Source organism: Natronorubrum sediminis (assembly GCF_900108095.1).
Classification (GTDB): Archaea; Halobacteriota; Halobacteria; order Halobacteriales; family Natrialbaceae; genus Natronorubrum; species Natronorubrum sediminis.
Genome location: NZ_FNWL01000001.1, coordinates 1,305,032 through 1,319,034 on the forward strand (window position 1 = coordinate 1,305,032; position 14,003 = coordinate 1,319,034).

Sequence of the window (14,003 nt, forward strand, 5' to 3'; positions counted from 1 at the left end):
AGCACTCGAAAGGTTGATAACTGGATGTCAGTTAGCCACAGGCAGTAAATGAGTTCTGCCGTCGGTGAGGATACGGCCAAAGCGATCAATACCGGCCGGGAGACGATCGGAGCGGTATTGTCTGGCGCGCAGACCCATCTGCAGAAGGTGTTCATCGTCTTTACCCTCGGCTTCGTCGGGTCGTTCTACGCCCTTCGCGTCTGGATCTGGGACTTCCTCGAGGCGACGGCGAAAGCCGAAATGAGCGAGACCGTCGCCGACGCGACGGAGATCATTACCCGGACGCCCTTCGAAGTGATCCTGTTACAGGCGAAAATCGGGTTACTCGTCGGGATCATCGTCGCGATTCCGGCGCTGCTTTATTTCTCGCGCGAGGCGCTCAGAGAGCGCGGCGTCGAGTCGGTCGTCCCGGTCTCTCGGGCGTACATGGCCGGGTTCGCGCTGACCTCGATCGTCCTGTTCTGTATCGGCATCTTCTACGCCTACGCCATCTTCTTCCCGTTCGCGTTCGACTTCCTCGGTGCCGTCGCACACGACGCCGGTGTCAATCCGAGCTGGGGGATCACCGAGTTCACCGAGTTCATCGCCCTGCTCACCATCTCGTTCGGACTCGCCGCACAGTTGCCGCTGTTGATGAGCGTCCTTTCGTACACCGAAATCGTCTCCTACGAGACGTTCCGGGACAAGTGGCGCCACGCCATCGTCGCGATCACCGTCTTCGGCGCGATGTTCTCCCCACCGGACCCGTTCACGCTGATCATGTGGGCGATTCCACTCGTCGCACTCTACGTGTTCAGCCTCGGCCTCGCGAAAATCGTCGCGAATATCCGCCGACGCGGTGCCGCCGAACTCGATACCGGAACAGGTCTCATGAAACGGCGGCTGTACCAGTTCGTCGGCGCGCTCACGCTTGTGAGCGCTGCGGTCACCGTCTTCATCTCAGACGGTGGATTCGACTACCTCGAGGAATCCGTCTACCCGGCGTTCCCCGAGGGCTACCGGCCCGAGGGAACGTTGGGACTCGAGGCGTTCGCCGCCGAGTACGGCGTCTTCGGTGACGTCGCCGCCGGTGTGGTCGTCGCACTCACGCTCGCCGTAGTCGGGCTCATGGTGTACACAGTCCGCGTGCTCCAGGCACCGGTGTACCCGCGAGAAGGCGACATCAGAGCCGCAGAGGACCCCGACGACATCGACTTCGACACCATCGCAACCAACGACATCGAAGAGATTCCGACGCAGGTCTTCCTCGCGATGGACGAAGAACAGGCCCTCGAGCACTCTCGGCAGGCCATGTACGACGACAATCGGGACAAGGCCCAGGCCATCCTCGATCGCTTCGACTCGCTGCAAGAACAGCGAGCCAAGGCAAACGAAGCGGGCGACGGAAGCGGTGGCGGGGCCACAGCTAGCGGGGCGAGCGCGGGTGCAGCCGAAAGCGGTGGCGATGACGAAGAGAGTGTGTTCTCGAGCACCGCCGCGGGGATGCTCGATCCGTTCACCGAAGACGAGACGACCGAAGACGACATCGGCGGCTACGCCTACGACCTCGCGTTCATCGTGGACAGCCTGACCTCGAAGACGATCTACATCGTCGGCGTCTTCATGGCCGTCCTCGGTGGCACGTTCCTCGCGCTCTATCAGGGCGGCTTCGGCGTGATCCTCGCACAGTTCGTCGAACGCGTTCCCGAAGAGGTCCTCCTCGAGGTCGCAGAGAGCAACGACGCGAACGTCACCGGCAACGAGTCGACGACGGAGTTGATCGGCGACCTCGGGCTGGTCATCGCGTTACACCCCGTCGAAGTGCTGATCTTCATGGTGAAGGTGAGTACGATCCTCGCGATCATCGCCATCCTGCCGATGGTCATGTACTGGGGCTGGCCAGCAGCCAAGGAACGCGGGCTCGTCAGCGGCGGGGCACAGCGCGTGTTCCTCGTCTGGGGCGGGACGCTGTTCGCCGGCTTCGGGGCCGGTCTGTTTATCGGCTTCTACTGGCTCGCCCCCGCGGTGATTTCGTATCTCATCACCGACGCCGTCCAAAATGGCATGGAGGTCACCTACCGGATCAACAGCTTCTCGTGGCTCGTGATCTACACGACTCTCGGCGTCGGCTTCCTGTTCAACATCATCGTTACGATGGCGCTGTTCCACGTCGGCGGTATCGTCAGCTATCGGACGATGCTCAAACGCTGGCGGCCGATCGTCGTCGGAATCTTCACCGCTGCTGCGTTCTTCAGCCCGAAAGGCATCCTCACGATGTTGCTGGTCGCGATTCCGATCGCACTGACGTATATGCTCGGATTGGCCGTCCTCTACGTCCTCACCGGCGGCGGCAGACTGTTCGGCGGCGGTGGCGGCAGCACCGACCAACCTGCTGAACCAGAATCAGACGCCGGAACTGCGTCGGACTGACGGCGATTTGACTCCGCCGACCGGAGAGCACCCGTTTCTCGAGGGTCTCGGAATTCCCCTCGAGACGGAGGAAACGGCCCGATTTCGAACGAACATCCACGTGTCATCCGCGAACAGTCAGTAGTTCTTTACGCGATTGCCGTGACTTTCACGTACTCCCTAATTCGTATGCTCGAGGACCTCTCACTACCGGCACTACCGTTCCAGGACCCGATCATTATCTTCGCGATCGCGATGGTCGTCTTCCTCGTCGCACCGCTCGTCTTCGAACGCTATCGGCTCCCGGGAATTATCGGCATCATCGTCGTCGGGACGGCGATCGGACCGAACGGCTTCGGATTCCTCGATCGATCCGAGACCTTCGTCCTGCTCGGCGAGGTCGGATTGGTCTACCTCATGTTCCTAGCCGGCCTCGAGATCGACCTCGGCGAGTTCGTCGCGAATCGCGATAGAAGCCTCGTCTTCGGTGCGCTGTCGTTTCTCCTTCCCCAGGGGTTAGGGATGGCTGTCGGAGTCTGGTTCCTCGGGTTCGACGTCATGACCGCGGCGCTGTACGCTGCCATCTTCTCCTCGCACACGCTGCTCGCGTATCCGATCGTCAATAAGCTCGGAATCGTGAAGAACGAGGCCGTGACGGCGGCGATCGGCGGGACGATCTTCACCGACACGGCAGCCTTGCTCGTGTTGGCGATCGTCGCTGGGGCGGCAGTGGGCGACCTCACGATCGGCTTCTGGGTGACGCTCGTGGTTGGACTCGTCGCGTTGTTCGCCGGAATCTGGCTGCTCGTCCCGCGACTGGGCCGGTGGTTCTTCAGAAACGTCAGCGAGGAGAGTTACTTCGAGTTCCTGTTCGTGATGGCCGTCCTGTTCGTCTGTGCGGCCTTCGCCGAACTCGCCGGCGTCAAGCACATCATCGGGGCGTTCCTCGCCGGATTAGCGCTCAACCGACTCATCCCGACGACCAGCACCCTGATGAACCGCATCGAGTTCGTCGGCAACGCCCTCCTTATCCCCTTCTTCCTCATCTCCGTGGGAATGCTGGTCGATCCTGTAGTGGTCGTCGGCAGCACCGAGACCCTCGTTATCGCAGGGACGATCATCGTGTTGTTGCTCTTCAGTAAGCTCTTCGCGAGTTGGGTTACCGGCGCGATTTACGACTACACGACCGACGAACGCATGGCCATGTTCGGGCTTTCCTCGGGGCAAGCCGCGGCGGCGCTCGCGATCACCCTGATCGGCTACGAGGATCTGGGGCTCTTCGAAGAGCCGATGGTCAACGGCGTCGTCCTAATGATCCTCGTCGTCAGCTTCCTCAGCCCGGCGCTCTCGAAGCGCTACGGCCGCCAGATCGTCGACGCCGAGGCGGATTCCGAGTACGACCCCGGCGACCAGCCGACGCGCGTCCTCGTCCCCCTCGCGGGTAACCGCGACACCATGGAGCCACTCCTCGACTTCGGCATGCTCGTCCGCGAAACCGCGGGCAACGCCGAACCGTTGCGAGCGCTGACGGTCGTCAACCGCCGACCCACGCGGCTCAGAGCGAGTCGAACCGACCAACGCGAACAGGCCGAAACCGCAACCGCCGTCGCCGACGCCGAAGAGACCCTCGAGCACGCGGCCGAACACGTCGCCGGCGCGGAGGTTCCCGTCGAAACTCACACTCGCGTCGAAACGAGCGTCGCCGACGGCATCTCGAAGACGGTGCTCGACGAACGAATTACTACCACCGTCCTCGGCTGGGCGAGTTCCAGACGCTTTGGTTCCCGGTTCTTCGGGGACATCGTCGAGCAAACCCTCGAGCAAACGACGGTGCAAGTGCTCGTCTCGAGGCTCCGCGAACCGTTGAACGTCACGGAGCGCGTCGTTTGTGTGTTGCCCGCACACATCGCCTCCCACCCCGGCTTTTACGAGACGATTCACACCGTGAAAACGGTCGCCGACGAACTCGGTGTCGACCTCGAGTGTTACGTCATCGGTGGCAATCCCGAACGCTACGAACAGCTCGTCGACGCCATCGAGCCCGAGACGACGACGACCGTCGACGTCGTTCCTGTCGGCGACGGATTCGACGACGCCATGGACGACCGGATCGACGAGAACGACTTCGTCGTCGCACTCAGTCCGCGTCCCGGCAGTCGCGGTTGGGAAACCCGACTGCAATCGCTCCCGCGTCGACTCACGGCACTCGATGCCGAAAACGTCGTCGTCGCCTATCCGTCCGAAGAGGACACCTCGGATAAACGCCGATTCCTCGATATGGGGTGAAGCAAGCGAATCGGGATGAGGTGAAGTACGGTGGGGAACGCAGACGGTCACGGGCTGTTAAGAATCCCCCCACCCAATGACGACGCATATGCCGAAGATTAGCGTCGAAATTCCCCAGGAACTGCTCGACGATCTCGACGGGCACGTCGGTGACGACGGCAAGTTCGTCAACCGGAGTGACGCGATCCGCGCGTCGATCAGAAAGAACCTCGATATTCTCGACGAAATCGACGACCGACACGACCGACTCGAGACCGACGAGTAACTGGTACTCGCGCTACGCGGCCGTTTTCCTCACCCTCACTCCTCTTCGAGTGGCGCTGCGAATCCGAAGTTCGGCTTGACGTCCTCGATCTCGACGGTGAGAACGTCGCCTTCGGAGGTTCCGGGAACGAACAATCGGTAGCCCTCGACCGAAGCGATCCCGTCGCCTTCGCTGCCGACGTCGATAATCTCGACCTCGAGTTCGTCGCCGGGGGCCACGGGGGCCGTGAGACGGCCCTTGGCGATGAAATAAATCTCGGAGGATTCCTTGCGGCTGGCTTTCGGTGCGGTGGCGCGGACGTACTGAAACTCGTCTTCGACGTCGGCGCGGAAGTCGTCGACGTCCGGCCCTTCGAAGACCTTCACGACGAAGTTGCCGCCGGTGTCGAGGATCTCGAGTGCCGTCTCGAAGGCCTGCCTCGCGAGATACAGCGAACGAGCCTGATCGAGGGAGTACTCGCCGGACATGTTCGGGGCCATGTCCGAAATGACGACGTCGACGGGGCCGTCGGCGGCCTCGACGACGCGCTCTCGCGTCTTGTCTTCGGTCATGTCCCCGCGAAGCGTTTCGACCTGATCGGTCAACGCGGGGTCTTCGAGGTCCTTGATTCGCTGGAGGTCGACGCCGATGACGGTCCCCTTCGGACCGACCTTCTCGGCGGCAACTTGCAGCCAGCCGCCGGGGGCGGCCCCGAGGTCGACGACCGCGTCACGCCCGTCGATGACGTTCTCGAGATCGTCGAGTTGTTTGAGTTTGTAGGCCGCCCGCGAACGGTAGCCCTCCTGTTTCGCTCTGTTGTAGTAGTCGTCTTTTCGGGCCATAATCGCGTGTTCTTGAAACAGGGCTAGTGGTCCAGAACGGATAGGTGTGGCGAGATGCGGATTCCGGTTCACTCCTCGCTCGAGTCGCCCGAATCGTCGCTGGCCGACCGGCTGGAGCCCGGTTGATCTCGTCGCCCCACGTCCTCTCCGGGCTCGAGATCCGCCTCAGGGTCGCCCTCGGTCACCTCGTCGGGGTCAACATTCACGTCGACGCCCTGACTCGAGTCGCCCCCGGATTTGTCGGCCCGCCCCTCGGATTCGTCGGCTGATTCCTCGGATTCGAGAGAGTCCTCCGCAGGAGGGTCCATTTCCGCGTCGGGGTCGACTCGCGCATCCGCTTCGGGGGTGTCGTAGAACCCGTCGTCTTCGACCATCGGTTCCGATGCGCTGGACACGTCCGGACCAGTGCCGGCGTTCGAGCCGTCGTCGGGTGCCGACTCCGTTGGATTCGAGGCGACCGACTCACCCGGATCGTAGTCATCGCTTCGCTCGGTCGCGTCTGGGCCACCGTCCGAATCGGCGGGCTCGCTCCCCGTCTCGTCGTCGGCCGTACTCGCCGACGTGATCGTCTCCGCTGGAAACGCTGACTCGAGAGTGATCGCGTCGTCGGTACTCTCCTCGACGACGTCGTCGGTGACCGGAATGGTCTCGTCCGTCCCGCGGTCCCACTCGAGGACGGCCCGCGTCGAGTCGGGGACCGATTCCGCAGGCACGACGTAGGCCGTCTCCGGGTCGGTATCGGCGACGATGCCGAGGACGTCGCCTGCTGCGGTCTCGATCGACTTCCCGATGTCGTCGTCGGTGAACGGTGGACTCATACCACGACCTACCGGGACCCGCCGGAAGCGAATCCTGCCTGCATTCCACGGGGCGACTCTGTCGACGCGCTCGGAACGACTACAGGACACTCTATCGGTGGCCGACACGAACGTACTGTAAGGACTGCCGGACGAGAGTATTCGAACCTTTCCGGAGTGTATTGACGGCTTTCGACGATACCGACCGGTGGTTCGGAATACGGACGATGTGCCACCAGATCGTGACCGATCGCGGCGTCCGACCCATTTTGTGGCTGAAATTGGGTCGTTGCCAGCCAAACAGCGACTCGTGTGCCCGTTGATCCCGTGAGTGTTGTCCTCGACGTACATAGCCGATTTAATGAATGTAAAATGATAGAGATCGACACAGAATGGGACGGGAAAACGTGATCAATTTCGTATATGAGAAGCCACAGAATTCTCGAGTTGTGTCGCGTGAAACGTACCGTCGACGGAGTGTCTCGAAGCGATATATTTCGGCGTTTCTCGCTTTACAAGCTCTCCACCCCACATATACAACACATCTATTCGACTCGAGATGGGGTCAGGTCAACATAGTTTCATTACCTAATCGATAGTTCTGTCGAAAGATACGTTCATCGCGTACAACAGCCATAACAAGGTGTCACAGAAGCGAGCATACGTCCACCCCGAGCAGTGAGTATCCAATGAATTGCTTGATATTCAATAACACACCGGCGCACGTCCATCAGTACAAACACACGGTTACGCGTCTCGAGGAACGAGGCCACGACGTTCTCGTCTTCGCCAGAAGCGACGAGTTCACCGAATCGCTCCTCTCGTATCACGACCTGCCCTACGAGACCTACGGCGAACGAAGCGAGTCGCTGCACTCACTCGCCTACGAACTGCCCGCACACCTCTATACGATCGCACGCCGCGTTCGGGCGTTCGATCCGGACGTCATCTTCGGGAAAGGACCCTACGCTGCGGCCGCGGGGATGTTCTCGCGGACGCCCGCAATCGCCGTTCTCGACTCGGAAACCTCCTACGACCACGTCGTCGCGAGACCGTTCGTACGGGCGATTTTGACGCCCTCCGCCTTCCGGAAGGACCTTGGGAGTAAACACTACAAGTTCAACGGCGTCGCGGAGTCGGCGTACCTCCATCCCGACGTCTTCGAGCCCGATCCGTCCGTTCGCGACGACCTCGGCGTCGGGGCGGACGAACCGTACGCGATCGTCCGATTCAACGCGTTCAACGGCCACCACGACGTCGGCAAGCGCGGCTTCTCGATCGAGCAACGCCGACGGCTGCTCTCCGAGTTGTCCGAGCACGCGACCGTCTTCGTCTCGGACGAAGCCGGCGACCTCGAGTTCGAGGATCTCCCCGCCGAACGATTCGACCTCCACCCGGCGAAGATGCACGACGCGCTCGCCCACGCGGACTTGCTGGTCGCAGACACCCAGACGATGGTGACGGAGGCCGCACTGCTCGGAACCCCGGCGATTCGATCCAACTCGTTCGTCGGCGAGGAAGACATGGGGAACTTCATCGAACTCGAGGAACACGGACTCGTCCGAAACCTCGAGTCCTTCGAGGACGTCCTCGAGCAGTCCCAGGAGTTGCTCGCGGACGACTCGACCACCGACCGCTGGGAGCGACGCCGGGACGAGTACGTCGAAGACATGGACAATTTGACGGAACTGCTCTGTAACATCGCGACCGCCTACGGCGACAGACAACAGCAACCGACCGCGGGAACGGCGACGGGGGTGAACTAGATGCGGATCTGTTCGATCGTCGGCGCGCGCCCGCAGTTCGTGAAAGCCGCCGTCGTCTCGAGTGCGCTGAGAGAAGTCGGCGAGGAGATACTGGTTCACACCGGCCAGCACTACGACGAGGAAATGTCCGACGTGTTCTTCGACGAACTGGGAATTCCCGAGCCGGATTACAATCTCGGCGTCAAGTCGGACACCCACGGCCGCCAGACCGCGAAGATGATCGCCGAAATCGAACCGGTCGTCGAGGAGACCGAGCCGGACGTGATGTTGCTCTACGGCGACACTAACTCCACCCTCGCGGGGGCCATCGTCGGTTCGAAACTCGACATGGAGGTCGCCCACGTCGAGGCCGGCCTGCGGAGCTACAACCGCGAGATGCCCGAAGAGGTCAATCGGGTGCTAACGGACCACGCCTCCGAGTACTGCTTCGCGCCCAGCGAGAACGCCGTCGAGACGCTCGCCGGCGAAGGGATCACCGACGGCGTCTACATGACCGGCGACGTGATGTACGACAGCGTCCTCGCCGTCAGAGACCGAGTCGCGGGCAATACGGCCGTGCTCGAGGATCTCGGGGTCTCCGAGGACGAGTTCATCCTCGCGACCGTTCACCGACAGGGGAACACGGACGACCGCGAGAAACTCGAGTCAATCCTCGACGGCCTCGCCGCTGCCTCACAGCCCGTCGTGCTCCCGATTCATCCCCGGACCGTCGACCGACTCGAGTCCTACGGCCTCTGGGAGCGCGCGGACGAGGAACTCGAACTCGTCGACCCCCTCGGCTACCTCGACTTCGTTCGGCTGCTCGACGCCGCAGAGCGCGTCGTCACCGACTCCGGGGGCGTCCAGAAGGAGGCATTCTTCCTCGAGACGCCCTGCGTGACGCTGCGCGAGGAGACCGAGTGGGTCGAGACCGCCGAATGCGGCTGGAACGAACTCGTCGGTACGGACACCGACGCGATTCGGACGGCGCTGAGGAAAGACGAGTGGCCCGAGACGACGCCGAACCCCTACGGCGACGGCAACGCGAGCCAGCAAATCGCCGAAATCCTCGAGCGCGAAGTCGAGTCCGTCGAAGCCCAACCGCAGACGAGCGACTAACGGCGTTCGATACGGACTCGAGAGCGGGATTCTCGAAACGGTGACTCGCGAGAACCCACCACCGATTCCCGACGAGGAGCGCCAGCGGGATGAGTGGAACGTTCCCCCGTCTCACGTCACGCCACCCGACCGCCACTCCGTCCCGTCCTACTGGTGTCTTCCGCCCGCGCGTAAAGGGTGCCTTTTTATGCCGACCGTTCGTACCCATTGCTATATGTTCAAGGCCATCGTGAGCGCGGAAACGCTCACCAGTGCGCTCGATTCGATCAGCGTACTGGTCGACGAGTGTAAAATTCACCTCGAGGAAGACGGCCTCGAGATCCGGGCCGTCGACCCCGCCAACGTCGGCATGGTCGACCTTTCGCTCGATGCCGCGGCGTTCGAATCCTACGAAGCCGACGGCGGACTCATCGGTGTCGACCTCTCTCGCCTCGAGGACATCGCAGGCATGGCCGGTTCCGGCCAGCTCATCCAGTTCGAACTCGACGAAGAGACACGTAAACTCCACATCCAGATCGACGGGCTCGAGTACACGCTCGCGCTCATCGACCCCGACTCCATCCGCCAGGAGCCGGACATTCCGGACCTCGATCTGCCAGCGGAAGTCGTCCTCGAGGGCAGCGACGTCAACCGCTCGGTCAAGGCAGCCGACATGGTCTCCGACCACATCGCACTCGGCGTCGACGAGGGTGAGGAGTACTTCTACGTCAACGCGGAAGGCGACACGGACGACGTCCACCTCGAGTTGACCCAGGAGGACCTGATCGACCTGCAGGTCGGTCCGGCACACTCGCTGTTCTCGCTCGATTATCTCAAGGACATGGACAAGGCGATCCCCGCCGACACCGAAGTGACGCTTCAACTCGGCGAGGAGTTCCCGGTCAAGATCTACTTCGGCTTCGCCGAAGCGGACGGACAGGTTACCTACATGCTCGCCCCGCGGATCCAGAGCGAGTAAGCGACCGCAATCACTCACCGTTTTCTCCATCTGACCCACGACGCTAGGGCGAGAGTTTCTCTGTCGCCGTTCAACCGCATATCTGTGTGAAACCTTGTGAGTCAGAATCTCGACTGACGGTCACCGACCGAGACTGGTCAGTACTTAAAAACAACACATAGGAAGGTAACGCCCTACCCGTTCCATCACAGAATAGACGAGTATGCCCTCCCCAGACGATTCTCACGGTCCCGATAACGAACGGTACGTCTCGACGTTCGACCCCGAAGCCGGCGAACGGGCAAGCGTCGCCGTCGTTACTGCCGTCGAAACGGTGAGTCAGACCGATCCGCTCGAGTTACCGCCGCTTCACGACGTCGTCGACCCGGACGCACTCGACTCGCTCGTCGAACACGCTCGCCGTTCCGGCGAGGCCGGTCAACACGAACTCTGGTTCACCTACGCGGGCTTCGAGGTTGGCGTCCGAAGCGACGGACGGGTACTGATCGAAGAGTCGACCGTGGCGAATCCAAACCCCGAGTGAGCGCTCGAAACCAAGTAGCGAGCGTCTCGAGCGTCTTGAACGTACTGAGCGTCCGTTCGTCACTCGTGTTCCGCGAGGAACGCCAGCAGTTCCTCGTTGACCCGCGGTGCATCCTCGATGAAAAAGAGGTGTGACCCACCCTCGATTTGCTCGAGACGGGCGTCCGGAATCGCCTCCTTGAGCAACAACCCGTTCGAAGCCGGAACGACCTGGTCGTCGGTACCGTGAAGCACCAGCGTCGGAACGTGAAGTCGCTCGAGTCGGTCGCTCACGTCGAAGTTCAGGACGGCCGCAGCCTGTGCTTCGCGAGCCGGTTCGCCGGCGTCTTGCTCGAGTCGCCACTCGATAATGCGATCCATCAGGTGTGGGTTCCGATTCGTAAAGCGCTCGGAGAAGGCCGGACGCATTCGGTGGCGGAGTTTCTCGCGCTCGCTCGCCCCCTTGGGAGTGTCGAAGACGTGTTCTTGCGTCTCCTCGGGGACTGGAACAGCGTCAGGGCCCCCGTGACTCGTACAACACAGCGTCAGCGTCTTCGCCCGGGAGTACTCGAGGGCGTAGCGTTGGGCGATCATCCCCCCCATGCTCGCGCCGACGATGTGCGCCTCGCGGATACCCGCGTCCTCGAGCACGGCCTCGAGGTCGGCCGCCAGTCCGCCGATGGAGTAGCCGGCCAGTTTGAAGATGAGCGGTGTCCGAATCCGACCAGGCAGTCGAGAAACGAGCGGTGGCAAGCCGACGTCAGAACGCCCAGTTCCTCGATTGTCGGGGGCGATCACGTCGACGTCGTCGCGAACGGCTTCGCGTTGCCATCGCCACATCCAGCGGCCGTAGCCCAGTCCCTGCACGAAGACGACCGGCGTCCGCGCGCCGTCACCCACCTCGTGCTCGTAGTAAATCGACACGCCGTCGCTGTTGGCCCGTGGCATACTCGAGACTGACGTGTCGGACTCCCTTGAATTCGACCCTCGACTGCAGTGTGAGCATTTCACAGGGACGACGACCGATTTCAATCGTCGATTACTCCCACTCGAGAATCGACGAACAATCAGCGGGTTTAACCTCGCGGAGTAACACCACATTACCGATGCAGCGACTGCACGCCCGGTACCCGTTCCTCGAGGCCGCCCGCGACGCCGTGGCGACGGAGGCCGTCGATCTGGCCACCATCGTCGAACAGGATCGGGCAGTGGTCGACCGCGCCCGCGAGCGCGTCGTGGCGGCACTCGAGGCGGGAGAAACCGGCGAGCCAAGGCGAGAGACCCGAATCGAGTTACTCTCCTATCCCGTGGCCCGCGTGCTCGTCTCGATGGTCGAAGAGCGCGTGCTCGTCCGAAAGTACGCCCGTGCGGAAGCTGAGAGCGCCTACGAGCGTTTCACGGCCGATTTCGAGGAGACCACCGAACTCAAGAGCGTCGAATCCGCCGGTCTCGACCTCGAGACAGTCCTCGCGGAGTTCGATCTCCGGGAGCCGATTCGAGAGACACCGGAGGGGTACCGAGTCGACGTGGGGACGTACCTCGTTTTGGCCGAGGACTGCTGGGGCGACGAGTGGCGACTGGTTAATCGTGCTCTAGCCGACGGCGAGGTGCCGGTAACCGACGAAGAACTACTGACGCTGTTACAGGAAGCGGTTCGAAGCCGGATCGAAGACGGTCTCCCCTTCGACGTGCCGACCGAAATCGCGAGCGCGCTCGAGGACGATGCCGACGAGATCCGCGAGGTGCTCTCGGAGTTGGATCTCACTCGAGAAATCGACACTGTGGTCCCCGACCTCTTCCCGCCGTGTATGAAGGCGCTCCTCGACCAGGTTCAAAAGGGCGAGCACCTGCCCCACCACTCGCGGTTCGCGATCACGGCGTTTCTCGCGAGTATCGGCATGTCGACGGACGAAATCGTCGACCTCTACCGGGTCAATTCTTCCTTCGGCGAGGAGATGACGCGCTATCAGACGGACCACATCCGCGGCGACACCTCGCCGACGGAGTACTCACCACCATCGTGTGCGACCATGAAGTCCTACGGTGACTGCGTGAACAAAGACGACCTCTGTGAGCGCATTCCCCACCCGATGGCCTACTACGAGGAGCGAATCGACGAGGCCGACGACGACGTCGAAGACTGGCGGGAGACAGACGGCGAGGACGGACAAGAAGCGACTGGCGACTGACCGGCGAACGTCGCTGACGCCGATGGATTTCAACCCCCTGAACGATCACTTTTGGGACGGATCGTCCGTCAACTCGTCCGCCCGTCGCTGAATGTCCTCGAGCGCTCGTTCCTGTTCGCCTCGAGCGAGGCCACCGGATTCGACGTGTCGGCCCTCGTACTGCCGCGACGGAATCGCGTTCCAGACGTCCGAGTTCTCGCCGTCCTCATCGACAGCATCAGAATCGGTGTCGACGAGACCCTTCTGAATCGACGCCAAAGACTGCCCAGAACGAGCACTGCAAGCACGCCCACCAGCCCGACGACGAATGGGGCGACACCAGAAACCGAGCGGCGGAGGAAGGAGGACGCGAGGAGGACGAAAATCGTCACAACGGCGAGTGGCCGTACCCGAGATCGCGTCCGTTGCTCCGAGGCCGAACTCGTCTCACCGCTGTCCATACGTCGTATCAGCGATAGAGAGTGGAAAGAATTGCGCCGAGTGCTCAAACCGAACTCTGTGCGTCCGAATCGTCGGCCTCGAGACCGTCGCCGGGTTCGTTCATCACGAACGCGAGGGCAATACCGACGAGCGTCAAGAGGAGGATAAAGCCGATAATTGCGAAGACGAGCATCTCGCCGCCTTCCGTCGACAAGGCACCGTTGTCTCCCCCGTATTCGGAGCCAATTCCGATCATCGCACCGAGCATCAAGAGGACGGTAGAGACGGCGACGACGATTTCGATGATTCGGTCACGCTCGAGCATTATCGGATCGATTTCGGCGGCCCGGCAAAAAGCGCTTCGAAGGACGTGGGACGGGCGAGAGAAGCCGGCAGAAACACCCGATCGGAACCCGTGTTCGGGGCCGAATTTAGGGTGAGGCCTCGGAAAATGGCATATAATATCCGTGCCAGCACTCGCCGGCGCGGCCGTTATTTTGCTCGAGGCCCTACC

13 protein-coding genes are annotated in these 14,003 nt (G+C 62.0%); 8 read left to right on the plus strand and 5 right to left on the minus strand.

Annotation, left to right across the window (positions count from 1 at the left end; genetic code table 11):
• The first annotated feature begins 48 nt into the window (after positions 1 to 48).
• The 3 genes from BLW62_RS06430 to BLW62_RS06440 all read left to right on the plus strand — a co-directional run bounded on the left by BLW62_RS06430 (position 49) and on the right by BLW62_RS06440 (position 4,939).
• Positions 49 to 2,409: a twin-arginine translocase subunit TatC gene (locus BLW62_RS06430; protein ID WP_090506186.1), complete on the plus strand. Its 2,361-nt coding sequence runs from the start codon at positions 49 to 51 to the stop codon at positions 2,407 to 2,409.
• 168 nt (positions 2,410 to 2,577) lie between these two features.
• A complete protein-coding gene (locus tag BLW62_RS06435; RefSeq protein WP_090506188.1) occupies positions 2,578 to 4,674 on the plus strand; it encodes a cation:proton antiporter in 2,097 nt (698 codons plus the stop codon).
• Between the two features lie 88 nt (positions 4,675 to 4,762).
• Positions 4,763 to 4,939: a ribbon-helix-helix domain-containing protein gene (locus BLW62_RS06440; protein ID WP_090506190.1), complete on the plus strand. Its 177-nt coding sequence runs from the start codon at positions 4,763 to 4,765 to the stop codon at positions 4,937 to 4,939.
• A 35-nt stretch (positions 4,940 to 4,974) separates the two neighbouring features.
• Here the strand turns inward: BLW62_RS06440 and BLW62_RS06445 are convergent, their stop codons facing one another.
• Positions 4,975 to 5,760 (minus strand): 23S rRNA (uridine(2552)-2'-O)-methyltransferase, encoded by a 786-nt coding sequence (locus BLW62_RS06445; protein WP_090506192.1) that lies wholly within the window; start codon positions 5,758 to 5,760, stop codon positions 4,975 to 4,977.
• Positions 5,761 to 5,828: 68 nt separating this feature from the next.
• Complete coding sequence (locus BLW62_RS06450) at positions 5,829 to 6,578, minus strand: hypothetical protein (protein WP_090506194.1); 750 nt, start codon at positions 6,576 to 6,578, stop codon at positions 5,829 to 5,831.
• Positions 6,579 to 7,246: 668 nt separating this feature from the next.
• Here BLW62_RS06450 and BLW62_RS06455 point away from each other — a divergent pair.
• The 4 genes from BLW62_RS06455 (at position 7,247) to BLW62_RS06470 (ending at position 10,902) form a co-directional block, all read left to right on the plus strand.
• On the plus strand, positions 7,247 to 8,323 hold the full coding sequence (locus BLW62_RS06455) for a DUF354 domain-containing protein (RefSeq protein WP_090506195.1): 1,077 nt from the start codon (positions 7,247 to 7,249) through the stop codon (positions 8,321 to 8,323).
• Positions 8,324 to 9,421 (plus strand): non-hydrolyzing UDP-N-acetylglucosamine 2-epimerase, encoded by a 1,098-nt coding sequence (wecB, locus tag BLW62_RS06460; protein ID WP_090506197.1) that lies wholly within the window; start codon positions 8,324 to 8,326, stop codon positions 9,419 to 9,421.
• Positions 9,422 to 9,635: 214 nt separating this feature from the next.
• Positions 9,636 to 10,379 carry a DNA polymerase sliding clamp gene (locus tag BLW62_RS06465; protein ID WP_090506199.1) on the plus strand — a complete coding sequence of 248 codons (744 nt, stop codon included), beginning with the start codon at positions 9,636 to 9,638 and terminating at the stop codon, positions 10,377 to 10,379.
• Positions 10,380 to 10,581: 202 nt separating this feature from the next.
• Positions 10,582 to 10,902, plus strand: a complete 321-nt coding sequence (locus BLW62_RS06470) for a HalOD1 output domain-containing protein (protein WP_090506201.1) — start codon at positions 10,582 to 10,584, stop codon at positions 10,900 to 10,902.
• A gap of 59 nt (positions 10,903 to 10,961) precedes the next feature.
• Here the strand turns inward: BLW62_RS06470 and BLW62_RS06475 are convergent, their stop codons facing one another.
• The gene (locus BLW62_RS06475) at positions 10,962 to 11,828 is read right to left on the minus strand and encodes an alpha/beta fold hydrolase (protein WP_090506202.1); all 867 of its coding nucleotides are present in this window, start codon (positions 11,826 to 11,828) and stop codon (positions 10,962 to 10,964) included.
• A 158-nt stretch (positions 11,829 to 11,986) separates the two neighbouring features.
• Here BLW62_RS06475 and priL point away from each other — a divergent pair, with 158 nt between their 5' ends.
• Entirely contained in the window at positions 11,987 to 13,069 is a 1,083-nt protein-coding gene (gene priL, locus BLW62_RS06480; protein WP_090506204.1) for a DNA primase regulatory subunit PriL, read from the plus strand.
• Positions 13,070 to 13,114: 45 nt separating this feature from the next.
• Here the strand turns inward: priL and BLW62_RS18945 are convergent, their stop codons facing one another.
• Positions 13,115 to 13,327 carry a hypothetical protein gene (locus BLW62_RS18945; protein WP_245726677.1) on the minus strand — a complete coding sequence of 71 codons (213 nt, stop codon included), beginning with the start codon at positions 13,325 to 13,327 and terminating at the stop codon, positions 13,115 to 13,117.
• 226 nt (positions 13,328 to 13,553) lie between these two features.
• Positions 13,554 to 13,814 (minus strand): DUF7472 family protein, encoded by a 261-nt coding sequence (locus BLW62_RS06490; protein ID WP_090506206.1) that lies wholly within the window; start codon positions 13,812 to 13,814, stop codon positions 13,554 to 13,556.
• Between the last annotated feature and the right edge of the window lie 189 nt (positions 13,815 to 14,003).

Bases quoted from the DNA above. Each gene is read 5' to 3' on its own strand.
- BLW62_RS06435 (WP_090506188.1), top strand. From the start codon at position 2,578: ATGCTCGAGGACCTCTCACTACCGGCACTACCGTTCCAGGACCCGATC.
- BLW62_RS06465 (WP_090506199.1), top strand. From the start codon at position 9,636: ATGTTCAAGGCCATCGTGAGCGCGGAAACGCTCACCAGTGCGCTCGAT.
- wecB (WP_090506197.1), top strand. From the start codon at position 8,324: ATGCGGATCTGTTCGATCGTCGGCGCGCGCCCGCAGTTCGTGAAAGCC.
- BLW62_RS06445 (WP_090506192.1), bottom strand. From the start codon at position 5,760: ATGGCCCGAAAAGACGACTACTACAACAGAGCGAAACAGGAGGGCTAC.
- BLW62_RS06450 (WP_090506194.1), bottom strand. From the start codon at position 6,578: ATGAGTCCACCGTTCACCGACGACGACATCGGGAAGTCGATCGAGACC.
- BLW62_RS06475 (WP_090506202.1), bottom strand. From the start codon at position 11,828: ATGCCACGGGCCAACAGCGACGGCGTGTCGATTTACTACGAGCACGAG.
- priL (WP_090506204.1), top strand. From the start codon at position 11,987: ATGCAGCGACTGCACGCCCGGTACCCGTTCCTCGAGGCCGCCCGCGAC.
- BLW62_RS06470 (WP_090506201.1), top strand. From the start codon at position 10,582: ATGCCCTCCCCAGACGATTCTCACGGTCCCGATAACGAACGGTACGTC.
- BLW62_RS06440 (WP_090506190.1), top strand. From the start codon at position 4,763: ATGCCGAAGATTAGCGTCGAAATTCCCCAGGAACTGCTCGACGATCTC.
- BLW62_RS06455 (WP_090506195.1), top strand. From the start codon at position 7,247: ATGAATTGCTTGATATTCAATAACACACCGGCGCACGTCCATCAGTAC.
- BLW62_RS06490 (WP_090506206.1), bottom strand. From the start codon at position 13,814: ATGCTCGAGCGTGACCGAATCATCGAAATCGTCGTCGCCGTCTCTACC.
- BLW62_RS06430 (WP_090506186.1), top strand. From the start codon at position 49: ATGAGTTCTGCCGTCGGTGAGGATACGGCCAAAGCGATCAATACCGGC.